Source organism: Spirosoma sordidisoli, from assembly GCF_004138325.1.
GTDB lineage: Bacteria > Bacteroidota > Bacteroidia > Cytophagales > Spirosomataceae > Spirosoma > Spirosoma sordidisoli.
The window spans coordinates 20,384-45,332 of record NZ_SBLB01000011.1 but is presented as its reverse complement, the minus strand read 5'-3'; the positions used below and the strand labels follow the sequence as shown (position 1 = coordinate 45,332).

17 protein-coding genes are annotated in these 24,949 nt (G+C 52.8%); 5 read left to right on the top strand and 12 right to left on the bottom strand.

Features of this window, described 5'->3' with window-relative positions; translation table 11 throughout:
• The first annotated feature begins 51 nt into the window (after window positions 1–51).
• Complete coding sequence (pafA, locus tag EQG79_RS27340) at window positions 52–1,746, top strand: alkaline phosphatase PafA (protein WP_129605927.1); 1,695 nt, start codon at window positions 52–54, stop codon at window positions 1,744–1,746.
• Between the two features lie 36 nt (window positions 1,747–1,782).
• Here pafA and EQG79_RS27335 read toward each other — a convergent pair whose 3' ends face one another.
• Complete coding sequence (locus tag EQG79_RS27335; protein WP_077921959.1) at window positions 1,783–2,559, bottom strand: biotin--[acetyl-CoA-carboxylase] ligase; 777 nt, start codon at window positions 2,557–2,559, stop codon at window positions 1,783–1,785.
• A gap of 114 nt (window positions 2,560–2,673) precedes the next feature.
• On the opposite strand from EQG79_RS27335, the gene rsfS reads away from it, so the two are divergent.
• Window positions 2,674–3,069: a ribosome silencing factor gene (gene rsfS / locus EQG79_RS27330; protein ID WP_077921958.1), complete on the top strand. Its 396-nt coding sequence runs from the start codon at window positions 2,674–2,676 to the stop codon at window positions 3,067–3,069.
• A gap of 149 nt (window positions 3,070–3,218) precedes the next feature.
• Window positions 3,219–5,249, top strand: coding sequence for an ATP-dependent zinc metalloprotease FtsH (ftsH, locus tag EQG79_RS27325; protein ID WP_077921957.1), 2,031 nt, complete (start codon window positions 3,219–3,221; stop codon window positions 5,247–5,249).
• A 49-nt stretch (window positions 5,250–5,298) separates the two neighbouring features.
• Here ftsH and EQG79_RS27320 read toward each other — a convergent pair whose 3' ends face one another.
• Both EQG79_RS27320 and EQG79_RS27315 read right to left on the bottom strand, forming a co-directional pair.
• Window positions 5,299–5,790 (bottom strand): metallophosphoesterase family protein, encoded by a 492-nt coding sequence (locus EQG79_RS27320; protein ID WP_077921956.1) that lies wholly within the window; start codon window positions 5,788–5,790, stop codon window positions 5,299–5,301.
• Window positions 5,791–5,813: 23 nt separating this feature from the next.
• The gene (locus EQG79_RS27315; protein ID WP_129605925.1) at window positions 5,814–7,481 is read right to left on the bottom strand and encodes a fatty acid--CoA ligase; all 1,668 of its coding nucleotides are present in this window, start codon (window positions 7,479–7,481) and stop codon (window positions 5,814–5,816) included.
• 209 nt (window positions 7,482–7,690) lie between these two features.
• Here EQG79_RS27315 and EQG79_RS27310 point away from each other — a divergent pair, with 209 nt between their 5' ends.
• Both EQG79_RS27310 and EQG79_RS27305 read left to right on the top strand, forming a co-directional pair.
• Window positions 7,691–8,620, top strand: coding sequence for a bestrophin family protein (locus EQG79_RS27310; RefSeq protein ID WP_129605923.1), 930 nt, complete (start codon window positions 7,691–7,693; stop codon window positions 8,618–8,620).
• A gap of 297 nt (window positions 8,621–8,917) precedes the next feature.
• Window positions 8,918–9,823, top strand: a complete 906-nt coding sequence (locus tag EQG79_RS27305) for a fatty acid desaturase family protein (RefSeq protein WP_240699472.1) — start codon at window positions 8,918–8,920, stop codon at window positions 9,821–9,823.
• 15 nt (window positions 9,824–9,838) lie between these two features.
• On the opposite strand, the gene EQG79_RS27300 is transcribed toward EQG79_RS27305, so the two are convergent.
• The 9 genes from EQG79_RS27300 to EQG79_RS27260 form a co-directional block, all read right to left on the bottom strand.
• Entirely contained in the window at window positions 9,839–11,080 is a 1,242-nt protein-coding gene (locus EQG79_RS27300; RefSeq protein ID WP_077921952.1) for a NupC/NupG family nucleoside CNT transporter, read from the bottom strand.
• Window positions 11,081–11,227: 147 nt separating this feature from the next.
• The gene (gene ppk1 / locus EQG79_RS27295) at window positions 11,228–13,579 is read right to left on the bottom strand and encodes a polyphosphate kinase 1 (protein WP_129605919.1); all 2,352 of its coding nucleotides are present in this window, start codon (window positions 13,577–13,579) and stop codon (window positions 11,228–11,230) included.
• A gap of 72 nt (window positions 13,580–13,651) precedes the next feature.
• The gene (gene gyrB, locus EQG79_RS27290) at window positions 13,652–15,655 is read right to left on the bottom strand and encodes a DNA topoisomerase (ATP-hydrolyzing) subunit B (RefSeq protein ID WP_077921950.1); all 2,004 of its coding nucleotides are present in this window, start codon (window positions 15,653–15,655) and stop codon (window positions 13,652–13,654) included.
• Between the two features lie 402 nt (window positions 15,656–16,057).
• The gene (locus EQG79_RS27285; protein WP_077921949.1) at window positions 16,058–16,462 is read right to left on the bottom strand and encodes a hypothetical protein; all 405 of its coding nucleotides are present in this window, start codon (window positions 16,460–16,462) and stop codon (window positions 16,058–16,060) included.
• 56 nt (window positions 16,463–16,518) lie between these two features.
• Entirely contained in the window at window positions 16,519–17,730 is a 1,212-nt protein-coding gene (locus EQG79_RS27280) for an alanine dehydrogenase (protein WP_077921948.1), read from the bottom strand.
• An 82-nt stretch (window positions 17,731–17,812) separates the two neighbouring features.
• Window positions 17,813–18,235, bottom strand: a complete 423-nt coding sequence (tsaE, locus tag EQG79_RS27275) for a tRNA (adenosine(37)-N6)-threonylcarbamoyltransferase complex ATPase subunit type 1 TsaE (protein ID WP_077922058.1) — start codon at window positions 18,233–18,235, stop codon at window positions 17,813–17,815.
• 39 nt (window positions 18,236–18,274) lie between these two features.
• Window positions 18,275–19,570 (bottom strand): Gfo/Idh/MocA family protein, encoded by a 1,296-nt coding sequence (locus EQG79_RS27270; protein ID WP_077921947.1) that lies wholly within the window; start codon window positions 19,568–19,570, stop codon window positions 18,275–18,277.
• 167 nt (window positions 19,571–19,737) lie between these two features.
• Window positions 19,738–21,450 (bottom strand): RagB/SusD family nutrient uptake outer membrane protein, encoded by a 1,713-nt coding sequence (locus EQG79_RS27265; protein ID WP_077921946.1) that lies wholly within the window; start codon window positions 21,448–21,450, stop codon window positions 19,738–19,740.
• A gap of 81 nt (window positions 21,451–21,531) precedes the next feature.
• Complete coding sequence (locus EQG79_RS27260; RefSeq protein WP_077921945.1) at window positions 21,532–24,867, bottom strand: SusC/RagA family TonB-linked outer membrane protein; 3,336 nt, start codon at window positions 24,865–24,867, stop codon at window positions 21,532–21,534.
• Between the last annotated feature and the right edge of the window lie 82 nt (window positions 24,868–24,949).

The window sequence follows — 24,949 nt, the reverse complement described above, 5'->3', positions numbered from 1 at the left end:
TTGTTCGTATGTTTGTTGGTAGTTTCAAGAACCTATAAACAATACGGCTTCATGCGCCTGCTTACTTTTCTGGGGTGGCTACTGACCACGGCAGCGGTCTTTGCTCAAACGCCATCTCAACCAAAACGCTCTACAAGTCCTCGTAAAGTTATTTCGCCGGCGGCAGCCAACGCCGACGGCCAGCCCCTGAAACGGCCCAAGCTGGTGGTCGGTATTGTGGTTGACCAGATGCGGTATGATTACCTGTACCGGTATTACGACAAGTTTGGGAAAGGCGGCTTTCGCCGGATGATGGATGAGGGGTTCAATGCCCGTAATAATCATTACCACTATGCGGCCACCTATACCGGGCCCGGGCATGCGGCTATTTATACCGGCTCTGCCCCTGCGCTGAACGGTATTGTTGGCAACGATTTTTACGACCGCAACCTGGGCCGGATGGTGTACTGCGCCGAAGATACCAGCGTCAGCACAATTGGAAACACGGGTACTGCCGGCAAGATGTCGCCCCGCAATATGCTCGTTACCACCATTGGCGATCAGCTCAAGCTGGCTACTGACGGCCGGTCCAAGGTAGTCGGTATAGCGCTCAAAGACCGGGGCGCTATTCTGCCCGCTGGCCACGCGGCCAACGGGGCTTACTGGTTCGACTCGAAAGACGGTAAGTTCATCAGCAGTACTTTTTATCAGAAAGAGCTACCCCGCTGGGTTCAGGCGTTCAACGACCGGAAGCTGCCCGAGACTTATATCGGCCAGAAGTGGGAGCTCTTATTACCGCTGGATCAGTATACGGAGAGTACCGTTGATGATGAGGCCTACGAGGCAACTCTGCCGGGCGAATCCAAATCGGTTTTTCCGCATGAGTTCGTTGTACAGGCGGGCAGCAGCAAATACGAAGTGTTGCGCACCAGCCCGTATGGTGATCAGCTGACGAAGGAGTTTGCGCTGGCGGCCCTCAAAGGCGAAAAGCTGGGGCAGAGTGGCGTGACGGATATGCTGTGTGTCAGTTTCTCCTCGCCGGATTATATCGGCCACGCTTTTGGGACACATGCGATCGAAACCGAAGATAATTACCTGCGTCTCGACCGGCAGCTGGCCGAACTGTTTTCTCAGCTCGATGCTACCGTTGGCAAAGGGGAGTGGCTGGCGTTTTTATCCGCTGATCATGGCGCTGCCGATGTGCCAGGTTTCTCCCAGCAGTACCGCATTCCGGCCGATGTGAAATCCTATGGCGAAGTTAGCGATGCCGTTAAAGCCGCTCTTGAAAAGGCGTATGGACCCGGTAAATGGATGCTGACCTACTTCAATCAGCAAATCTACCTGAATCATCCGCTGCTGGTGGAGAAGAAAATTGCGATTCAGGAAGTCTACGAACTGATCAGTAGCGTACTGCTCAAACAGCGCGGGGTTGTGAATGTAATCAACCTGCACAACATACATGCGGAGTCGCTGCCCGATATTCAGACCAACTTGTTCCGTAACGTGTATTTTCCCAATCGTAGCGGAGATATGTACGTGATGCAGCAGGCGGGCTGGTTTGAAGGGCGTAACCGCGGAACAACTCACGGAACGGTTTATAATTACGACACACACGTGCCTTTTCTGTTGTACGGGTGGGGCGTTCGTCCGGGTCAGACGTTCCGGCGGACCCATATCCACGACATTGCCCCCACGATCACCGCTTTACTGGGCGTTCTTGAGCCAAGCGGCTGCATCGGCGATCCGGTAGGCGAAGGAATCCGGTAAGCCGTCAATTTGCCATGACCAGCGAGTAATGACTAACTACTCGCTGGTCATGGGTACAAACGACACTTCCTTGAAGCCAAAGCGATGGGTTCGTCCGGCTTCGGCAACGACTAGCCTGCCCGTCTCGTCGACATCGATAATCATACCCATAAATGTCCGGTCTTCGGTGCTGAAGCGGGTTTCCTGCTGGTACCGGTACAGCGTCTGCATGTAGTCGGCCTTCAGCACCTGACGTTGACCAGCGCGCAGCTGGAGATACCGCTTTTCGAGTTTTTCGCACAGCATGGTCAGGAGCCCGGCCCGATCGTAGCCGTTGGGTAAGGGGGCTTCCTGCTGGAGCGAGGTAGCAGTTGAATAACTGAACTCGGTTTGGTTTACATTGAGACCGATGCCCACCACTGACCAGGCCAGGTTGTAGCCTTGGAGCGTGTTCTCGATCAGGATGCCTCCTGTCTTGTGGAAGCCGATATACAGGTCGTTGGGCCATTTGACCCGACAGTCTCCATTTACCAGGGGGGCTATGGTGTCATGCACCCCCAGTGATACGGCCATATTGAGCCAGAACTGTTCGGTGGCGGTTAAAAAGGTGGGTTTAAATAGCAAAGAGAAGGTCAGGTTCTGGGCTGGCTGGGCTTCCCAGGTGTTACCGCGCTGCCCCCGACCACCCGTCTGATTGTCAGTTGCGATGAGAAGTCCTTCAACGACGTCGGAATGAGCGAGTAAAGCAGACGCTTCGTCGTTCGTAGACTGACAGCTTGGCAGGTATTGGTAAATTTGCCCGACAAAATGCGTTTTGGGATGGATTTTGTACAAATCTTTGTTTAGTTTAGTAGTAGGAAGCTAATACATGGTGCTGTGAGCAATGCTCACTACTTTACCGATAAAGTACCCGCTGATTAGCTTATCGTGCAATGTTAAACCGAAAGCATGAGAATTAAGCAAAGCAATGATTTTACGCCTGAACAGATCCGCGATTTTGTGGTCAGAGGCATGCAGGAAAAGAAAGGGCAGGACATTGTTGTGATGGACCTGCGGAATGTGAAGAACGCTATTTGTGACTACTTCGTCCTGTGTTCGGGGACTTCCGATACCCAGATCGATGCCATCTCAACGTCTATTGAAGAAGAAGTCTATAAAGCCAGCCATCAGGATCCGTGGCATCGGGAAGGGAAACTGAACCGCGAGTGGATTTTGCTGGATTATGTAGACGTAGTGGCACACGTTTTTAAGAAAGATCGGCGTTCATTTTATGACCTGGAACAGCTCTGGGGCGACGCCGAGATACAGCTGATTGACGATAACGCTTTTTCGGAAGCGGCCTGAGTGAAGGGCTGCCCGACCGAAATAAACTCACTACCGTTTCGGGGCCGCTTGTAGGGCATATAAACCGTTTGTCCTAACCGTTTTAAGGTAGAAACATTAGTCATTAAAACGGTGTTACCCTTTGAAATCCGTTTGTACAACCTGAGGAAATGGCAGAAAACAATAATAGAAATCCGTTAGTACCCCGGGGAGGGCCGCGCAAGCCCAACTTCCAGGGATGGATTGTCGCTCTATTGATTGCCGCTATCTTGGGGATAACGTTCTTTAACCGCAGTTCCGCCACTCGTGAGATTTCTCAGAAGCGGTTTGAGCGCATGGTGAAAGACCGCGAAGTCTCCGAAGTAGTGGTCGTAAACGACAAGATTGCCGAAGTAACGCTCTCCCAGCAAGCTGCACAAAGCCCCAAATACCGGGGCCTGTTTGCCGATAAACCCTACTTTGGCACCAACCAGGGTCCGCATTTTCAGTTCCAGGTTGCGTCTGGAGAAACATTCAAGAAAGACCTCGATACCATTCAGCAGGGGGTGCCCGATAATGAAAAAATCGAGTACCGCTTTGAGCAACGAAGCGATATCGGAAGTATCATCAGCACCTGGGGCTTCCTGATCGTCATGATTCTGGCCATGTATTTCCTGCTGGGCCGGATGTCAGGCGCTGGCGGGCCAGGTGGGCAAATCTTCAACATCGGCAAGTCGAAAGCCGCGCTGTTCGACGCTGACAACAAGGTCAAAATTACATTCAACGATGTAGCTGGCCTCGATGAAGCCAAAGAAGAGATCAAGGAGATTGTCGACTACCTGAAAAATCCGACCAAGTTCACCAAACTCGGGGCTAAAATCCCGAAAGGTGCGCTGCTGATCGGCCCTCCGGGTACCGGTAAAACGCTGCTGGCGAAAGCCGTAGCCGGTGAGGCAGGTGTGCCGTTCTTCTCGCTGTCGGGTTCTGACTTTGTCGAGATGTTTGTCGGGGTAGGAGCTGCCCGGGTGCGCGACCTGTTCAAACAAGCCAAAGAGAAAGCGCCCTGTATTATCTTCATCGACGAGATCGATGCGGTAGGCCGTTCGCGGGGCCGCGGGTCTATGCCCGGCGCCAACGACGAGCGTGAAAATACGCTGAACTCACTGCTGGTAGAGATGGATGGTTTCGCTACCGATTCCGGGATTATTATTCTGGCCGCTACCAACCGCCCCGACGTACTGGACTCAGCCCTGCAGCGCCCTGGTCGTTTTGACCGCCAGATCAGCATCGATAAGCCCGATATTGTTGGTCGTGAAGCCATTTTCCGGGTGCACCTGAAGCCAATCAAACTGGCTGCTGACGTTGATCCGAAAGAGCTGGCCGCTCAGACCCCCGGCTTCGCTGGTGCCGAGATTGCCAACGTTTGTAACGAAGCGGCTCTGATTGCCGCCCGGAGCGACAAGGAAGCGGTGGATATGAAAGACTTCCAGGACGCGATGGACCGTGTTATTGGTGGTCTTGAGAAGAAGAACAAGCTGATTTCGCCCGAGGAGAAAGAAATCGTAGCCTATCACGAAGCGGGTCACGCCGTTGCGGGCTGGTTCCTCGAACATGCCGATCCGCTCGTTAAGGTTACGATCGTGCCGCGTGGCGTAGCAGCGCTCGGATACGCCCAGTATCTGCCCCGTGAGCAGTACCTGTATCGGACGGAGCAACTCATGGACGAAATGTGTATGGCTTTGGGTGGTCGGGCCGCTGAAGATTTGATCTTTGGCAAAGTGTCGACCGGCGCCTTAAGCGATCTGGAGCGGATTACCAAGCTGGCTTACAGCATGGTGACCATGTACGGTATGAACGACAAAATCGGTAACGTATCGTTCTACGACTCCAAGCAGTCTGACTACAGCTTCAACAAGCCTTATTCGGAAGAAACGGCCAAGTTTATCGATGAAGAGGTGCGTAAGATTGTAGACATCGCTTACAGCCGGACCAAAGATCTGCTCACCGACAAACGGGAGGCACTTGAGGTCATTGCGAAAGAGCTTCTTGAGAAAGAGATTCTGTACCAAAACGATCTGGTTCGTCTGATTGGTAAGCGGCCTTTTGAACGGGAAACGGTTTACCAGGCTTACAAGAACAAAAAGACGGCTGAAGAGATTAAGGAGGAAATTGGCCCCGAAGCCAAACCTGCCGAAACGCAGCCGGAATCATTGCCCTTATAAGTCATGATACCTTATACAAAACGGGTGGGAGATTAGTCTCCCACCCGTTTTATTTTTTACCGAGTTCAATGACCTGCATATCGCTGATCCGACCCGTGTCAAGCGTGAATCGAATGGCCGTTCTGACGAGGTGGAATCCGGTCTTGCCAGCGGCTCCCGGGTTGATGAACAACAGGTTGTTTAAACCCGGATCACGCGTCACCTTCAGGATGTGAGAATGGCCGCAAATAAAGATATCCGGGGGCATTATCTGCAGGTTAGGGCGAACGATTGGGTTGTACTTGGGGGGCGTACCACCAATGTGCGTAATCCATATGTCAAGGCCTTCCAGCGTGAACCGCTGATGTGCCTGGAGGTCACTACTCTCCTGATCTATGTTGCCGCATACAACGCGCAGGGGCCTGAATGCGCGTAACTCATCGACAACAGTCATGGCCCCAACATCGCCCGCATGCCATATTTCATCACAATCGTTGAAGTGGTCGAACAGCTTAGGGTCCAGATAAGAGTGAGTATCCGAAAGAAGGCCTATACGCGTCATAATGGGCGTTAAAATACCGCTTTTTACCCTAAAATGAGGGTTTTCATCTCGCTTCTGATCCGCTTTTTGTCAATTTTACCAACGCTGGTTTTGGGGATTTCGGGTACAAACACGATCTGGTCGGGCAGGTACCACTTGTTAAGATGGCCCTGATCAATTTTAGCCTGTAAGCTCGCTTTTATACCGGCTACCGTCAGACCGGCGTCTGGCTTCTGTACAATAAGTGCATGGGGCCGCTCACCCCAGCGCTCGTCAGGAAAGCCTACTACTGCCGCTTCGGCAACGCCCTCGACCTGCGATAATAAGTCTTCAATATCGAGCGAAGAAACCCACTCGCCACCGGTCTTGATCACATCTTTGGTACGATCGGCTATCTGAAGCCAGTTGTCGGGGGTTAAGCTGGCCACGTCGCCGGTATGAAGCCAGCCGCCTTTCCAAAGTTCGGAGCCACGTTCGGGGTCTTCGTAATACCCCTGGGTAAGCCACGGCCCACGAGCCACGACTTCGCCGATGGAGTGCCCATCGTGTGGTACAAAGTTGCCGTTATCGTCCATCAGGCGCATCTCAATGAAGGGCGCTATCCGTCCCGCGCGGGTGCGCAGGTCGACCTGCTGATCGATAGGCAGCTGACGTTCCAGATCGTTCAGGTGGGTTATTGACATGACAGGCGCCGTTTCTGACATGCCGTAGCCCTGATACACCTGAATACCAAGATCGAGTGCTGCCTTAGCCAGGCCCTTCGTCAGCGCTGAGCCGCCAATAATTACCTTCCAGCGACTGAGGTCAACCTGTTTGGCTACGGGGCTGTTGACCAGCATGTTCAGGATGGTGGGTACGCAGTGTGAAATTGTGACCCCTTCTTTCATCAACAGCTTGAGCAGCATCTCTGGCTCGTAACGCCCGGGGTAGATCTGCTTGGTTGAGAGCATTGTAGCCAGGAACGGAAACCCCCAGGCATGGACGTGGAACATGGGGGTAATCGGCATGTACACGTCCTGCACTGACGAAAAAGGTACCGCCTGGTAGCCACACAGATAGGTCATCAGCCCCATGGTATGCATGAACAGCTGACGGTGCGAAAAGTACACACCCTTTGGATTACCCGTTGTACCGGTCGTGTAGAAGGTAGTCGCCCAGGTATCTTCATCAAAATCCGGAAACGCATATACATCGGATGCCGATTTGAGCAAGTGCTCATACTCGCCTGCGAACCCAGCCGGAATGGCTGGCTCTTCACCCGTATACACCTTGTCGCTTAATAGGATAAACTCGTCGACCGTGGTTAGCTGGCCGCGGACGGCGTTCAGAATCGGCAGGAAATCCTCGTGAATGAGTACCGCTTTATCCTGGGCGTGATTCATCGTATAAAGAATCTGCGCGGACGACAGCCGAACGTTAACCGTATGCAGAACGGCCCCGAGGCTGGTCACCCCAAAAAAACATTCGAGGTAGCGGTGACTATCCCAGTCAAATACCGCGACGGTATCGCCGGGTCCTATGCCGCGCTCGGTCAACACATTGGCCAGCTGACGAACCCGTCGGTTAAACTCGACATAGTTCATCCGGAAGAGGTCACGGTAAATAATTTCGCGGTGTGGTTCGTATTTCAGCGACTGAGCCAGCAGGTTTTTAATCAGCATCGGAGGCTCGATGGCCTCGGCCGTTCGGGGAATGAGTTTGGTCTGAATCATACTCGTGAGTTATGACTGCGCTCGGGCGCGTCAGTTGTTTGTATTGGATGGGGCAAATTACAATATTCTCTTGATATAAGACAATTAACTGAGATTCAGTGCGCTAGACAAAAATTATAACCTATAGCTAGTGTACAAACACTTACGCGCTGTACCGGGTTGATAAGGTAGCTGTCAGGCACATCAGCTGGCAAAAGCTCAGCGCACTCATGATCATTTATAAAACAAAGGGCTGGCTCGATGCCATCTGGCACTTTCATACGGGCAGTTCGGCGGTTTCGTTACTTAAGCGTTTAAGTGTTGTTACCATCTATGTTACAGTTGTCACGGTAATCGAATTGCGATACCTCGACCTGCGTCTGACAGACACGCCATCGCAGTACGTGCAGGCCCTGGGCATTCTGCTTAGCTTGCTGCTGCTTTTTCGCACGAATACGGCCTACGATCGCTTCTACGAAGGCCGCAGCACCTGGGGCGCTTTGGTCAATACCATGCGAAACCTGTCTGTGATGTTTAATACCATGCTACCGCAGGAAGTACGTGCCGACCGGCTTTTTCTGACAAAAACGATCTCAAACTTTGCGGTTGCGCTCAAAAACCATCTGCGCGAGATACCACAGCTTGCCGAACTGGAGCTGGTTGAGGACTGGCAGCAGAAGGAATTCGAGTCGGTCGACAACTGGCCTAACGAGGTGGTTAACCAGCTCAGGGGGCGGGTAGAGCAATTATACGCCAACCGGATACTGACTGATGCGCAGTTGATCAACCTCAACGACCAGATAAACCGTTTGCTCGACGTGTCGGGTATTTGTGAACGTATAAAAAGTACACCCATTCCGTTTTCTTACAGCCTGTTTATCAAACTCTTCACGGTTTTTTATCTAGGCATATTGCCATTTACGGTCATCGAGTGGTTCGGCTACATGACCATTCCAATAATGCTGGTCACCTCTTATTTCCTGATCGGTCTGGAAATGATTGGTGTCGAAATAGAAGAACCTTTTGGTACGGACCGAAACGATTTGCCGCTGAGCCAGCTGGCGCACCGCATTCGGGTTGATGCACACGAGATTATGAGACTGCCGGTAGCCAAAGAAGATAAAATGGCGGCAAAGCCGGACTTTATGATCGTGAATTAAATAGTGATGAGCCGCGGGAACGGTAGCTATATCTTCACTAATAGTCTACTAGTTAAATACAGAATTCTTCTTTTTCACGTTTAGTTATGAAAAGACTGTTCATACAACGCGGGTGCAGGTAGACCTATGAGGAAAGAGACAATCAGGTTTGTAAATAAGGATAAGTCTCTTTTCTTTCCGGTATTGCGTGAGCGAATAGACCAGTATTTTAAAGAAAAGGCTCTTCTCAAACAGGGGGATCAACTCCTGGTTTGGAAGGGCATTTTTATGTTAGGGTTGCTATTGGTACCCTATGGGTTGATTCTCAGCAACCAGTTCTCACCCGGTGTGGATTTGTGTCTGGCCATACTGATGGGGCTGGGAACGGCTGGCGTAGGCATGTCGGTCATGCATGATGCCAACCATGGCTCGTTCTCCAGCATACCCTGGGTGAATACATTCTTCAGTTCCTGCCTGTACTTGCTCGGTGGTAATGTACTGAACTGGAAAGTGCAGCATAATACCCTACACCATACCTACACCAATATCCACGATGTCGATGAGGACATTACGGGTAAGTTTCTACTACGTTTATCGCAGGGGGATCGGCGCTGGAAGATTCATCGGTATCAGCATATCTACGCTTTCATGCTGTACGGGCTGATGACGTTCTCGTTTTTCGTGAAAGATTTCCGGTCGGCCTACAAGTACAACCACTCGGGCAATCAGAAACTCGTGAAGCCGTTTACCCGACGTAATATCCTGACGCTAATTACCAGTAAACTGTTATATGTATTGTTCATTGCCGTTTTGCCGCTGGCAGTCACCGATCTGACGTTTGGCCAGTGGCTGCTTGGGTTTGCCATCATGCATTTTACCGCCGGGCTTGTCCTGAGTACGATTTTTCAGCTGGCGCACGTTGTGGAGGGAGCCTGCCAGCCCGAGCCGGATGAGAGTGGGTGCGTATACAACACCTGGGCAATTCATCAAATGTACACAACGGCGAACTTCTCCTGTCCGGCGCTCCTGTCGTGGTATATTGGCGGGCTTGACTTTCAGGTAGAGCATCACCTTTTCCCGAATATCTCGCACATCCACTACCGGGCGCTTTCTCCGATTGTGCAGCAAACGGCCGAAGAGTATGGAATTCCATACAACAACAAGCCCTCTTTTCAGCAGGCGCTCAGTTCGCACATCAACATGCTGAAAACGTTGGGTCAGTAAGCCGTTCCGTTACCGCTACAGTAGGAGCCCGGCTAATGTGGCAGACATGTAGCTGGCCAGCGTGCCGCAGATCAGCGCTTTGAAGCCGAGCCGGGCCAGATCACTCCGGCGATTGGGCGCCAGCTCGCCGATACCTCCCACCTGAATGGCAATCGAGCTGAAGTTGGCAAATCCGCACAGGGCGAAGCTGACAATAGCAATGGTTTTGGGGTCGAGTGTCTGTTTGATCTTGACCAGGTCGAGGTAAGCCACAAACTCGTTGACAACCATTTTGGTACCCATCAGGGCCCCAGCCGCTTCAATATCCTTGGCCGGGACGCCCATTGCCCAGGCAAACAGGGAGAAGAGTTTTCCGAGCAGGAAATTCAGGCTCAGGTTGTCGATGCTGAATACATAAAAGCCCAGCCGGAACAAGAGACTATCGATCAGGGCGATCAGGGCAATGAAGCCAATCAGCATGGCTATGACGTTAAACCCAACTTTCAGACCTTCACTGGCTCCGGCGGCAATAGCGTCGAGCAGGTTAGCGTGCGCTTTTTTGATCTCGACCTTAACGGTGCCCTGGGTTTCGGACATCTGTGTTTCGGGCATAACGATTTTGCTGATGACCAGCGCGCCCGGAGCGGCCATAATGCTGGCGGCCAGCAAATAAGGAGCTGGTACACCCAGCGAAATATAGACCGCCAGTACACCACCGGCAATGCAGGCAAACGAGCCTGTCATACTGGCCAGCAGCTCGGAGTTGGTCATGCCGTTGAGATAGGGCTTAATCATAATCTGGGCTTCTACCTGACCTACAAACGTGCTGGCAACGTTGGAGAGGGCTTCGGCTCCGCTAACCCCCATGAGCCATTTCATAGCCCGGGCCATAACGGCTACTACGCGCTGCATGATGCCGAGGTGGTAGAAAATATTGACCAGTACCGCTACAAAAATGATCGTTGGTATGACCTTAAAAAAGAAAATAAAGTCATTGCCCGGCCCGAATGCCCGGGTCAGTACGTCAGTTCTGACAAGCGATGAGAAAACAAATTCGGCTCCTTTGTTGGCCTTTTGAAGCAGGCGGTCTACGTAATAGCCCAGTCCCTGAAAGAGCTGTTGGCCAATGTCGGTTTTCAGGACAAATACGGCAAGGCCAAACTGCAGACCCAGCCCTACGCCAACAGTACGATAATTGATTGCTTTACGATTGTCGGAAAGGGCGTAGGCAATGCCCAGAATTAAAACGATGCCAATCAGGCCGGTAAAACGATCCATTCGGTTAAATACACAGTTGCAGTTAAGATGGCGAAGATAGAAAGAAAAAGGCAGGAACGAGTGCAGAATATCAACCCGGCAAACAAATGAAAGCCGACAGGAAAATACAAATCCTGTCGGCTTATATGGTTAGTTCTGGAGGGCTGGTTAAATGTCAGCTATAGCCCGTTCGGCACCTTCCTGGTATTCTTCTTCAATTTGGGCCACCTCGGCCGGTTTAATTTCCGGGTCGAAAAGATGAGCTTCGGTAACCTGCTTTTCTGTTACGTCGAAAAAGCGTTTGTGCATGTTAAACGGTTGGCTTCCGGCGGGGACTTCACACTTCGTAAACGAGCCGTCTTCGTTTAGTTCGTAGGCGTTCACGTTGTCCTGCAGGTTGTAGTCCAGAATGAGCATCGCCAGTTGTTTAACCCGCTGGTCGGCCAGGAAGAACAGCGATTCTATGCGCCGGTCAAAACTGCGGACCATAACGTCGGCGCTGCCCCCGTACACTTTCGGATCGCCGTTGTTATGGAAGTAGTAAATACGAGTGTGCTCCAGATAATCGCCCACAATTGACCGAACGGTAATGTTGTCGCTCAGACCCGCGCGTTTGGGGCGGAGGCAACAGATGCTGCGGACAATAAGCCGCACGGGCACGCCGGCTTCGGAGGCTTTGTAGAGTTCGTCAATGACCTCTTTGTCTTCCAGCGAATTTACTTTTATGCAGATGCCGCTGGGTAAGCCACGGCGCGCGTTTTCGGCTTCCAGGCGGATCAGGCGCAGGAGTTGCTCCCGCATGTCGCGCGGAGCGGTAATCAAATACTGGTATTCGTTCGGCAGGGAGTGACCCGTAATGACGTTGAAGAACTCGGCTATGTCCTGCGTGTATACCTCGTTAGTAGTTAAAAGGCCAATGTCGGTATACAGTTTAGATGTGTCTTCATTGTAGTTGCCGGTAGCCATGTGGGCATAGCGAACAACCCGGGTGCCTTCGCTCCGTACCACCAGCAGCAGTTTGGTATGCGTCTTGTACCGGCTGATGCCGTAAATGACAAAACAACCCGCTTTCTGAAGGCGCTGCGCTTCGCGGATGTTGTTCTCTTCATCGAACCGGGCTTTCACCTCAAACAGTACCGATACGTGTTTTCCGTTTTCGGCGGCTTTCAGCAGCGCTTCTGTAATTCGGGAGCGTTTGGCCAGCCGGTAAACGGTAATTTTTATAGCCAGTACGTTCGGGTCTTCGGCGGCCTGCTCGAGCAATTGCAGGACAGGCTCGAAGTTATTATAGGGGTGGTGCAGCAACAGGTCGCGCTGCTTGATCAGGTCAAAAATGTTGTCGGTTTTATCCCGGCCCAGGCCCAGCGGAGGAACGGGCGGGTGGGGCGGGGGCATGTCGTCCTTAAAATCGGGCAGACCGATAATTTGCCAGAAGGCCGAAAAGTCGAGCAGCGTGCGCGATTCGAAAATATTCAGATCGTCTATTTCCCAGCGTTTTTTGAGCAGATTGATCATCCAGGGCGAGGCCGGAGCCGAAACGCCATCTTTGCTGATCGCCCCTGCTTCAATTTCGACCCGGGTAACCCGCCCCAGTCGCCTGTTCTTGATTTTTTGCCGTACTTCGTCAATGAAGTCTACTTCGTCATCGTCGTTTTCTTCCAGCGTAAAATCGCCGTTCCGGGTAATCCTGAACAGGCTCACGGAAGAGATTTCTACATTCCGATACAGCTTTTTGATATTATGGCGAACGACTTCCTCAATAGGCAGGAACAGGATCTTCTCGTCCCGTTCGAACGACATGAAACGGGGCAGGTTGGCAGGTATCTGCACAAACGACAGCCGCTGACGGTCTTCTTCGTCTTCTGACCGCAGACTTTGCAGGTTAGCTCCGTCAGGGTTTTGAGTTACTACGCCAAAAATCAGCACTTTCGCCAACAGCACCGGAAACGTGTGCGTGTAGTCGTACAGCATTGGGGTCAGCGTAGGGAAAATAGTCCGGTCAAAGTAGTTGTTGGCCTCCTGCTGTTCGTCGGGCAACAGCGCATTGAACGCCACCAGCTGCATGTCATTTTCGGCAAACAGCGGCAGCAGGTTGTTGACGAACACATCCTGCTGGTCATGACAAAACTGCTGGGCCGTGGTCATGAGTGCCTTTCTGAATGGGACTTCCCGCAGCCCCGAATAGTCGACGCGTTGTTTCTGGTAATCCAGGTAGTTGTACAAACTACCCACGCGGATCATGAAGAACTCATCGAGGTTCGAGGCCGAAATGGCCAGAAACTTAAGACGTTCCAGCAGCGTACGGCTATCATTGCGGGCCTGGTCCAGCACCCGCTCGTTAAATTTGAGCCAGCTAAGATCGCGGCTGAGGTAATTGCTCTGATCGATTACACTGCTGACTTTTTCGCTAACCTTTGCCATTTTATCGCTGGTCTGGGAGGTCTTATCCGGATTTCGCTGGGTAAATCTGGAGACCAGAGTGCTCAGCATCGTTCGGTTTGAGTTAAGGGGGTTACGCATACTCAGTTCATTTCGTACGTACAAATACAACAAAAAAGCGGGCCCCACAGCCCGCTTTATGTTATCATTCGGTTAAACATCGATTCGGGCGTACTTCGCGTTTCGTTCGATAAACTCTCGCCGTGGAGCTACTTCGTCGCCCATCAGCGTCGAGAACACGTGGTCAGCATCGGCTGCTGATTCAACGGTAACCACTTTCAGGCTACGCGTATCAGGGTTCATGGTGGTGCTCCAGAGCTGCTCGGCGTTCATTTCGCCCAGTCCTTTGTAACGCTGAACACCAACGTTTTCCTCCCGACCGGTTCCGGCCAGTTCTTTTACGGCTGCTTCGCGCTGAACTTCGGTCCAGCAATACCGCTCCTCTTTCCCTTTCTTGACCAGATACAGGGGCGGCTGCGCAATGTAGATGTACCCATTGTCGATGAGCGCTTTCATGTTCCGGTAGAACAGGGTCAGAATAAGCGTCCGGATGTGGCTGCCATCAACGTCGGCATCGGTCATGATGATAATCTTGTGATAACGAAGCTTTTCCAGGTTCATTACCGTCTCATCATCTTTCTTCTCGAGCCGCACGCCGAGGGCGGTCCAGATATTCTTGATTTCTTCGTTTTCGTAAATCCGGTGTTCGAGGGCTTTCTCGACGTTCAGGATTTTACCGCGTAGCGGCAGTATAGCCTGGAAAGCCCGGTTGCGACCCTGTTTGGCTGTACCACCCGCCGAGTCACCCTCCACCAGATAGAGCTCGCACTTCTCGGGATCGGTATCGGAACAGTCGGCCAGTTTGCCCGGCAGTCCCATACCACCCATGAAGTCTTTGCGCTCGGTCATGATGCGCTTGTAGGCCAGATCGGCCGCGATGCGCGCCTGGGCCGACACCAGCACTTTCTTCACAATACCTTTGGCCGTGTTCGGGTTTTCTTCGAGCCACGTCTCCAGCAGGTCGGCCATAGCCTGGCTGACAGCACTTACGACCTCCTGATTACCCAGTTTGGTTTTGGTCTGTCCTTCAAACTGAGGCTCCTGTACTTTCACTGACACAACGGCCGTCAGTCCTTTCCGGAAATCTTCGCCACTGAAGGTTACTTTACCCACGTTCTTCGGAAGAACACCGGGGTTTTTGTCGGCATAGTTTTTCAGTACCCGCGTTAAAGCCGAGCGGAAACCCTGTACGTGGGTACCGCCCTCAATGGTACTGATATTGTTGACATACGACAGGACGTTCTCGCCGGCTTCGTAGTTGTAGACGAGCGCAACCTGCACGGGGGTCGATCCTTTATCCGACTCCATGTAGATTGGCTTCATGCCGTCCAGCGAGGGGCGGGTCTGATCCAGATACTCAACAAACTCAACCAGGCCACCCTGCGAATAAAAGTCGTCTTTGTTGACCGGTTGTCCGGCTTCGTCCAGCTCGCGCAGGTCATTCAGGAAAATATGAATGCCTTTGTTGAGGTACGCCAGTTCGCGCAGGCGGCCGGCTACGGTGTCGTACTTGTAAACGGTTTCGGTAAAAATGGTCGGGTCAGGTTTGAAGTGAACCGTTGTGCCATGATCGTCGGCTTCGCCAATAACGCGCACGTCGTACTGAGGAACGCCTATTTTATACTCCTGTTCAAAGATTTTGCCGTCGCGGTGCACTTCTACGCGAAGGTCTGTCGAAAGGGCATTCACGCAGGAAACGCCCACACCGTGCAGACCACCCGATACCTTGTACGTATCTTTATCAAACTTACCACCGGCGTGCAGAACGGTCATGACCACTTCAAGGGCTGACTTGCCCATCTTCGTGTTAATGCCAGTCGGGATACCCCGGCCGTTGTCCTGTACTGTAATGGAATTGTCGGGATTGATCGTAACCGTAATCTTGTCGCAGTGACCCGCCAAAGCTTCGTCTATGGAGTTATCAACGACCTCCCAGATGAGGTGGTGTAAACCGCGAATACCCACATCGCCGATGTACATGGCCGGGCGCTTACGAACGGCTTCCAGGCCTTCCAGAACGGTAATGTTGTCGGCACCATAATTGCTGTTGGGTGCGGTCTCAATAGGTGATTCTGCTTCGATGGTTTCGCTGGTCATATCAGAATTGAATAGTGTCAGAAAATTTGCTGTTTGGGGATCAGGAAACGGCCCGTATAAGGGCGCTTTACAGATTGTAAAAATACAAAAAATAAGGGTTTTTTCCTAGCCAAATCGCTAAGATTTCCATAAAATACAAAAAAGTAAGCTTACGTGCCAATAATGGCGTCTGAGGCCCATTCTAAGCCCTTTTCCTCCTGGTGAGTTAGCGTGTTTTACCGGCATGGCAGGCAGAAACTTTTGCCAATCCGACCGAATAAAGCCGCCCGAATCCCGGCCCGGCTATTCCCGAAAAAGTATTATTGCATGGCCCAGCAAAAAGCCAGGCCGATCTCGATCTGGCCTGGCTTTTTGCTCACAAAATTCGGTCTGTCAGAGGCTGGGTAGCCTGGCTGTCAGCGGCTAATCTTCCGGATAGGGAATGTACACAAAGCCGGCAAAATCGCCATGAACCACAAACAGACAGCTGTATTCGTCGGGCTTTTTGTAGTTCTCTTTCCAGAGGTCTACCGACTCAGGGCCAATCAGGCCGCGCTGAACAAATTCATCCAGAAAACTGGCTTTGTACGACCACTGATTCTCCAGTTCGCCGATGCCGATCAGGAGCTGGCCTACGGGTACGTCCCGGCGCGACGCTACAAAGACGGGATAGTCAGAAAAACCCCGCTGCCGAATCTGATAGGAGGCTTCCTTTAGCGGGTCGGCTACTTTGACAAAATCCGACGAAATCTGCCCCATCAACTGTTTGTTGATCTCGGGCGAGTTGGCATCGTCGAGCAGGGTGTTTTCGTTGCTGTGGTTGATCATGAGAATGGATACCGTTTATACGTCAGCAAAACGCCGAAGCATCAACACGTTTCGACCTAGAACCGGGCCGCCAGCAACAATTGCAGATCTTTGAAACGCATGTTGAACTTGCGGGCAATGTAAAGGTTGGTAAGCGTGCCTTTATGAGCATAAACACCTTTCATGAACCAGCGGTTCGTATACATCATCTGTTCGATGCCGCCGGTGGTCCCGGTCTCCAGCAGAAAAGGTAAGAAGATGTTACTCAGCGCCATACTAGCCGTATAGGCAACCCGGGCCGCAATGTTGGGTACGCAATAATGGATAACGCCCATATGCTTGAAGGTCGGTTGCTTATGGGTGGTCATGCGGGAGGTTTCAAAGTTGCCCCCCTGGTCGATGGACACGTCGATAATAACCGAGTCCGGTTTCATCCGACCGATCATTTCTTCGGTAACCACCACCGGACTGAGTCCGTCTTCGGCCCGCATGGCGCCAATAACCACATCGGCCCGCTGAATGGCCTCGGCCATGGTATCGGAGTCGATGATGGACGTATAGACATGCTGACCAACTGCATATTTGAGCCGCTGAAGTTTGTAGAGGTGTTTGTCGAATACTTTGATATCGGCTCCCATACCCAGGGCGGCCCGAACGGCGTATTCGGTAACGGTACCGGCGCCCAGCATAACCACTTTGGTCGGCGGAACGCCCGTTATACCGCCCAGGATAATGCCCCGGCCATTGTCGGCATTGCTCAGGTATTCGCCCGCAATGAGCATCACGGCACTGCCCGCTATTTCGCTCATCGACCGGATCACCGGCATATTACCGGCCTTGTCCTGAATGAACTCGTACCCGATGGCGGTGATGCTTTTTTCGTTGATTTTTTCGAAATAGCCACGTTCGTGAGCCGGCAGGTTGAGTGCCGAAATAACCGTGCTCCCTGATCGGACATGATCGAATTCGCTATAAACGAGCGGTTCAATCTTCAAGATCAGGTTGGCTTCGTATACCTCCTGGGCCGACTGGGCAATCTGCGCCCCCGCTTCGCTGTATTCGGTGTCTGAGAACTTGGCTTTTTCGCCGGCTCCCCGCTCAACGATAACATTGTGGCCGTTGCGCACCAGAATGGCTACGGCTTCGGGCGTCAGCGCAATCCGGTTTTCCTGAAGCGACACTTCCTTGGGCAGACCGATAAGCAGGCTGTTTCTGCTGGTCTTCAGGGCCAGCGGAGCTTCTTTAGGATATAGGGCCGTTTGTTTGGCCAGTTCTTCGAATCCAGTCACCTTTTTTTAGTTTTCAGTAGTCAGGCATTGATCGATAGCGGCTATCCTCAGAAATGGATAACCTTCGATCAATAGCTGAGCACTAGTAAACCGACTGCGTTTCAACCGTCCGGCGACCGTCTAAGTCGGCCGAGATATGAACTTTGTAATAGGTTGCGGGCCAGAGCGATGGAATCTGTTCCGGCCACTCGACAAAGCAGTAGTTGCCCGAATCGAAGTATTCTTCCATACCAATATCCAACGCTTCGGCTTCGTTTCGGAGCCGGTAACAATCAAAATGGTAAATGGAATGGCCTTCGTGGGTCGTGTATTCGTTTACAATAGCAAACGTCGGGCTTTGGACCATGCTAACGACGCCCAGGGCCCGGCATAAGGCCTTGATGAGGGTTGTTTTTCCCGCTCCCATCTCACCCTCAAACAGCCAGACCGACTGGGTTCGCCCTTCGGCAAGCAGCTGGTGGGCAACGGCATCAAGTTCGTCGAGTCGATGGAAATGCGTTATCATGGTCGCGTCCTGCTTATCGGCCCGCAAAGATACGGAATTTTAGACGGACCACTCTTTTCGCATGGGTCTACTGAGAAGTTGGTTAGCTTCCGGGTCGTTTTGAAAGGTTTCTTTATCAGGATTCCAGCGTAAGGGACGCTTGAGCCGGTAGGCAATGTTGCCGATTGTGCAGACCGAGGCTGTGCGATGCCCCACTTCTACGTCGCAAATGGGAGCTTTGCGGGTTTTGATGGCGTCAAGAAAGTCTTTGTAGTGGTTTTCGCTGAAGTAAACGTGGCGGTCTGATTCGGCTATTACTTTGTCTTTTAAGCTGGCCGGCGTTGTTATCAACTCGCCACGGCCAACTTTCACTTCACCTTCGGTACCGATGAAGTGACAATACTGCCTGCCCTCAACCGGTTGGTGATTCATAATAACCCCATTGGCATACTGGTAGACCAGCCCTTTACCACTTCCGTCGGTTGGGGGAGTAAGCTGCACAGGTCCCGAGTTGTCCATGCCGAGTCCCCACTGCGCAATATCGAACATGTGAGCCCCCCAATCGGTCATGCCGCCCCCGCCAAACTCATCAATGTCGCGCCATTTTCCCCAGAACTTATCGTTGGGCGTCGGTAAGAGCACGCCGTTATACGGACGGGTTACGGTATTTGGGCCAAGCCAGGCATCCCAGTTCACGCCGGCTGGGAGTGGCTGAGCCTCCAGGTCCCATGGCCGCGGTGGGCCGCCGACGTTGATGTTCACGGTTCTGACGTTGCCAATGAAGCCACCCCGGACCAGTTCAACCGCCTGCCGGAACTCGGGCCATGATCGCTGCATACTCCCGGTCTGAAATACGCGTTTATGCCGGCGCGTAGCTTTGACCATGTCGCGGCCTTCCTTTACTGTCAGCGAGAGTGGCTTTTCGCAGTAGATGTCTTTGCCCGCTCTGGCTGCCTGAATGGCGATGACGCTATGCCAGTGATCGGGTGTAGCAATGACGACGGCATCGATGGCTTTATTGTCGAGCAGTTTTCGGTAATCATCATAGCGTTCGCAGCCCTGGTAGGTGGCTTTATCTGCCTGGGCTGCATAGTGCGTATTGACCGCGTCGGCAAAGGAGCCTACTTTACTGGCATCAACGTCGCAGGCGGCAATAACGCGACCGCCGTTTTTCAGAAACTGACCGCGCAAGCCGTTGCTTTGTCGACCCAGCCCAATAAACCCGATGGTAATCTGATCGCTGGGCGCTACAAATCCCCGGCCAAGCACATGCCGCGGAACAATATAGAAAGCAGCCAGTCCGGTTGCCTGCTTCAGGAACGTCCGGCGGTTGGATGAATTTGACAACGCGTTCATAGTCGGAAAAACAGCTAGTGGTCAGGGTTTGACGAAGAGACGAACGGAAAGCAGCATCCCCGCCATAACTTCCGTAGACTAACAAGATGATGGTTGATGTATTTTACTCACCTACACCGTTGTTGGTCTTTGGCAGTCCCAGCAGGGATGCTGATTAGCGGGTTTGCCTAGTACTGCGGATTCTGCTTCAGTACAGGTTTTCCATTGATGGCACTATTCGTAATCTCCAGCAGCGGAATCGGGTAGTATTCGTGTTTGCCTTTGATAAACGTAGCGCCGGTGAAGTAAGGGCGCAGTCGGGCTTCCTTCTGCATATACGCGTTCAAGACCTGGTCGGCAATACCCCAGCGTACCAGATCGAAGAAACGGTGGCCCTCCAGGGCCAGCTCCAGGCGCGTTTCGAACCGGAGCGCGTTTCTGGCCACGCTGGCATCGGTCCAGGGGGCGGTGTATTCTTTGATTACGTAGTTAGCCGCATTGGTACCATCCGCATTTTTTACAAACCCATCGGGGTTGGCCGCCCGTTTGCGGATCTGGTTGACCAGTCCTCTGGCCGCTTCCAGGTTATTCAGTTCGATCTCGCATTCGGCCAGCATGAGCAGTACGTGGGCGTAGCGGATTAGCCGGGTGTTGTTGGCATTCAGGCGCGAGTTGTTGGCAAAAGTGTTGGTACCCACGTCAGACCGGTAGAAGAGGTGTTTTTTAGAAACGTAAGGGCCTCCATTACCCTGATCCCGAATCCACGATTTGCCCGGCATGGGACCCCAGTCGAGGAAAGGAATACCCCGCCGGCCCACTGTCCAGTCCAGGCGAGGGTCAACGCTGCCCGCATAGGGGGTAAAAGGCTGGTTGGCCTCGATACCCTGATCGTTTGTCACGTCAGCATCGTTGAAGGTTGTCAGCAGCGGTAGCCCGTTGGCGTCGGTTTTATACGCATTGACGAGGTTCTGCGAGGGCTGGAAAAATCCGCAGCAGGTCGTCGGTCCGGCGTATGGGTAGTTGAGCGTGGCTCCGCTGTTCCCATTTTCGCCCCCGCCTGCCCCGTCGTTCACCGAGTTCTGCGCTTCCAGTACCGATTCGGCATTGTTGTTGGTGGCGGCCCGGAAGTTATCGTGATACCGCTCCATGAGCCGGTACCGGCCACTGCTTACAATGGCGGTCAGCAGGGTTTTGGCATCGCTCCATTTCTTCTGGTGCATCTGCGCTTTGGCCAGCGTAGCTGCGGCCGCCCACTTGGTAGCCCGGCCAGGCTGCGACTGAGTACCGGGTAAGTTGTCGTAAGCGAACTTGAGATCAGCTTCGATGTTGGGCCAGATATCTTTGTCGTTCGGTATTTTGGTGCTGTTGGGATCTTCCGGATTATAGGTTTTCTCATCCAGGTAGGGCACCATATTGAACATCCGCTTCGCTTCGAAATGATACCAGGCGCGGAGGAAGCGGGCCTGAGCACGAATCTGCACTTTCTCCGCTTCAGGTAGATCGGCAGCTTTCTCCACAATCCGCAGGACGTCGTTTGATCGGGCTACCCCATCGTAAACGGTTCGCCATTTGCCCCGGAAGTGGGAGTTGTCTGACAAAATATTCTTGATCTCGATGAATGTGATCTCAGGCTGGTCGCCCGATGTTGATCCTTTGTAGGCATCGTCAGCGGCTACCGTACCGTAGATCCAGTTATCGGCAGAACCGTGCCAGGAAGTAGCACCAGAGCCAACGCCGTCGAGCATAGAATAAGCCCCAACCAGCAGGAAGTTGACCCCGGCCCGGTTTTGCAGACCGGCTTCGTCGAATACGGCCGGTGGTTTTACGTCAAGAAATTCATCCTTGCAGCCGCTCACCAGGAATACGGCCAATAATGAAGAAAGTATGATTGTCTTTTTCATGATTAGTATAAGGGATTATGGACCTGCTAAGCCGTACCAGAACTGGCAGGCTGGCGATACAGGTACCTGATCGCTACTAGGTTAGAAGCTTAGGCTTAGGCCAACCAGAACCGATTTGGCAACCGGGTAAAGCCCTTCATCGACGCCGATATGGCGGTCCTGGTTCTGACCGGCTGTCGTACCAGTATTGCCCGAAACGGCTCCCTGCGAGTTGCGAACGTTAATCTCCGGATCCATACCGGTGTAGTTGGTGACCGTAAGCAGGTTCTGGCCCTGAATGTAGAATTGAGCCGACCCCATGCCCAGGCGGTTCATCAGCGACCGGGGCAGGTTATACGATAGCTGGATGTTACGCATCCGCAGGTATGAGCCCGACTCCAGGTAATAGGTAGACGGTACCGAGCTTACGTTGTCAGCAGCCCGTACGATGGGTAGCTTGGCGTTGCTGTTGTCGGCCCCCGGGCGCCACGACTGTTCGTACATCCGGATGCTCCGGTTACCGCCAAACGTCGGGAAATCCGTCCAGTACCGGACGTAGTTGAAGAGGTCGTTGCCGTAAACGCCCTGACCGAATACCTGCAACCCGAAGTTTTTGTAGTTGACACTCAGGTTCAGGCCATAGCTGAACTTAGGGTGGGGCGAGCCAATAATTGTCCGGTCGGCGGGGGTGATGAGCCCATCGCCATTGATATCGCGATACCGGAATGTGCCAGCGCCGATAACGCCGGTTCCATCAGCGTTGCGGTACGTAACGACGTCGTTATACCCTTTCCAGATGGGGCCGGCAGCGGCTTCCTGTGGGCTGTTGTTGATGCCGTCCACTATGTAGCCAAAGAACGATGAGATGGGGAAACCCTGCTGGGTAACCGTCATGGCCGGCAGGCGGGTGGCAAAACCGAAGTACTGCGTATTGGGGTCACCGTTCGTCGACAGAACGACGTTACGGTAGGTTGACAGATTGCCCGATAGGGTATAGGTCAACTCATTGGCCAGCGCTTTGCCGTTATAGGCAATATTGAGTTCAATACCCCGGTTGCGGAACGAAGCAATGTTCCGGAAGGGGTTCGTGGCGTTACCAGCCGTAAAGGGTAGTTCAACGGGAAAGAGTGCATCTGTCGTGACGCGGTTGAACCAGTCGAAATTAACATCGACTTTGCCTTTCAGCAGTGACGCGTCGAAGCCGAAGTCGGTCTGGGTGGTCGTTTCCCACCTGGCTTCGGCATTTCCGAACTGGAATAGATCATATCCCTGCAGGGCTGACGTACGCGAGCCGTTCAGGTCGTAGAAACTATTGGCCGGACTGGTGCCGTAGAAAGTATACGGGTTAAAGTTACCAATCTCCTGGTTACCTGTCTGACCCCAGCTGGCCCGTAATTTCAGATCGCTCAGCCAACCCGACGTGCTATTTTTCATGAAGTTTTCCTCCGAAATCCGCCATCCGCCGGATACGGCGGGGAAGTATGCGATCCGGAAATCAGGCGCGAAACGGGACGAACGGTCTCTCCGGATCGTACCGCTCAGCAGGTATTTGTCGTTGTAGGAAAAGTTGGCAACGGCAAATTCGGAAGCTAAACGCCAGTAGGTAGCGCTTCCGTCGTTGGTCTGCGTACCCGCATTACCAGCCGCCAGATACTGGTTGTTCAGATCATCGGTAGCGAAGCGGCTCCGTACGGCGTTCAGGAACTCGTAATAGTTCTTGATCGACTCCGTACCGGCAATAACGTTTAGCTTAAGCTTGTTGAACAGGGTCGTATTATAGTTCAGCGTGTTGGTCCAGGTCCAGGTAGCCTCGTAGTCGCTACGTGTCTGGAGCTGATTGGTACCGGCCGACTCAGACGATTCAAAGTCGCGGGGGGTATAAACGCGCACGTTGAACAGGTTATAGTCGAGGCCAAAGCTGGTACGAGCCGTCAGGTTTTTCAGGATATCGACTTCGGCATAGGCGTTACCAAACAAGCGGGTTTCTTTGTTGATGTTGGTCCGGTTTCTGTACAGATCCGATACCGGGTTCCGGGCATTATCGAGATCCCCCCCCTTCGTGCCGGCAAAGTTTCCCATTATATCGTATACCGGAATAATAGGCTGCATCCGATAAGCAAACGATACGGCATTGCTCTCGCTCTGGTTACTGGCAATACCCCGGGTAGAGAAGGGACCGCCAATACGCTCGGCGTAGGCGACCTGTAGGTTTTCGCCAATCCGGACCCGCTTGCTCACGTTAAACTCGGTATTGGCCCGGGCCGAATAGCGCTTGTAGCCCGTATACTTCATGATCCCCTCCTGGTTGAAGTAGTTGAGCGAAATGGCGTAACGGCCTCCCTCAGTGCCGCCCGATACGCCCAGCTGGTGGTTCTGAATCGCGGCCGGATTGAAGATTTCCTCCATCCAGTTGGTGCCTTCTTTGTTAGCTTTGGTGATGAGCCATTTGGTTCGGCGAAATTCGGGCGCGTCGATATCGGTCGAGTAGTTGGCCGGGTCAACACGCGGGTCGCCGTTCATGGCTCCGTCGGGGAATATGTAATCTGGAATAACAGGCTGGGGGCCGTTTCCGAACTGGGCATTTCGGGGGTTTCCGTTTACCAGAATACCAGAGTTTCGGCGCGACTCCCACCATAGGTTGGCATATTGCTGGGTATTCAGTAGCTCCAGGAGCTTCCCATGACGCTGAGTGCCGTAATAGGCATCGTAGGTAAGTTTCGGCTTTCCTGCTTTCCCCTTTTTGGTGGTAATGATAACGACCCCGTTACCAGCCCGGGCGCCGTATTGTGAAGCCGCTGCGGCATCTTTCAGCACCTGAAGTGACTCGATATCGTTCTGGTTCAGGGTATTCAGGTTGCCTTTGGTAGGTACACCATCAATGATGTAGAGCGGTGAATTGTCGTTCAGGGTACCAAATCCCCTGATTCGAACGATAACCCCACCACCCGGCGAGTTTTCGTTGCCGACGGTTACGCCCGCAACCCGCCCCTGTAGCGCCTGAGCTACGTTAGTGGCTGGTACGGACAGTAATTCACGGGTGTTTACGGTAGCTACCGCACCCGTAATATCACGTTTCGACTGCGCGCCATACCCGGTAACCACTACTTCATTCAGCGTCTTGATGTCCGCAGCGAGTACCACATTAACCTCCGTCCGGTTTCCGATGGTAACTTCCTGTCCGGTGAAACCAATGGCCGAGATGGTCAGTACATTTCGGCCGGATGGGACGTTGAGGATGAACTGCCCATTGGCATCGGTAACCATACCTGTTTGGGTACCTTTTACAACGACATTGGCCCCGGGTAATGGGCTGTTATCATTACCGTCTGTCACGCGACCCGTGATACGGCGTTCCTGGGCAAAAGCCCCGGTGCAGAGTAGCCAACTAACGAAAAGTAATGGCAGTACCCGACACGCTTTTTGGTAAGCGTTCTTCATGATAGAAAATATAATTAGATAGGTTGAATTGAGTAATACTACTAGAGTATTAATCGGAAAAGTAGTCTATCGGCTATTTCTA

What these genes read in the sequence shown, in the direction of transcription:
- pafA (WP_129605927.1), top strand. Translation starts at nt 52, where the DNA reads ATGCGCCTGCTTACTTTTCTGGGGTGGCTACTGACCACGGCAGCGGTC.
- rsfS (WP_077921958.1), top strand. Translation starts at nt 2,674, where the DNA reads ATGAGAATTAAGCAAAGCAATGATTTTACGCCTGAACAGATCCGCGAT.
- ftsH (WP_077921957.1), top strand. Translation starts at nt 3,219, where the DNA reads ATGGCAGAAAACAATAATAGAAATCCGTTAGTACCCCGGGGAGGGCCG.
- EQG79_RS27320 (WP_077921956.1), bottom strand. Translation starts at nt 5,790, where the DNA reads ATGACGCGTATAGGCCTTCTTTCGGATACTCACTCTTATCTGGACCCT.
- EQG79_RS27315 (WP_129605925.1), bottom strand. Translation starts at nt 7,481, where the DNA reads ATGATTCAGACCAAACTCATTCCCCGAACGGCCGAGGCCATCGAGCCT.
- EQG79_RS27310 (WP_129605923.1), top strand. Translation starts at nt 7,691, where the DNA reads ATGATCATTTATAAAACAAAGGGCTGGCTCGATGCCATCTGGCACTTT.
- EQG79_RS27300 (WP_077921952.1), bottom strand. Translation starts at nt 11,080, where the DNA reads ATGGATCGTTTTACCGGCCTGATTGGCATCGTTTTAATTCTGGGCATT.
- ppk1 (WP_129605919.1), bottom strand. Translation starts at nt 13,579, where the DNA reads ATGCGTAACCCCCTTAACTCAAACCGAACGATGCTGAGCACTCTGGTC.
- gyrB (WP_077921950.1), bottom strand. Translation starts at nt 15,655, where the DNA reads ATGACCAGCGAAACCATCGAAGCAGAATCACCTATTGAGACCGCACCC.
- EQG79_RS27285 (WP_077921949.1), bottom strand. Translation starts at nt 16,462, where the DNA reads ATGATCAACCACAGCAACGAAAACACCCTGCTCGACGATGCCAACTCG.
- tsaE (WP_077922058.1), bottom strand. Translation starts at nt 18,235, where the DNA reads ATGATAACGCATTTCCATCGACTCGACGAACTTGATGCCGTTGCCCAC.
- EQG79_RS27270 (WP_077921947.1), bottom strand. Translation starts at nt 19,570, where the DNA reads ATGAACGCGTTGTCAAATTCATCCAACCGCCGGACGTTCCTGAAGCAG.
- EQG79_RS27265 (WP_077921946.1), bottom strand. Translation starts at nt 21,450, where the DNA reads ATGAAAAAGACAATCATACTTTCTTCATTATTGGCCGTATTCCTGGTG.
- EQG79_RS27260 (WP_077921945.1), bottom strand. Translation starts at nt 24,867, where the DNA reads ATGAAGAACGCTTACCAAAAAGCGTGTCGGGTACTGCCATTACTTTTC.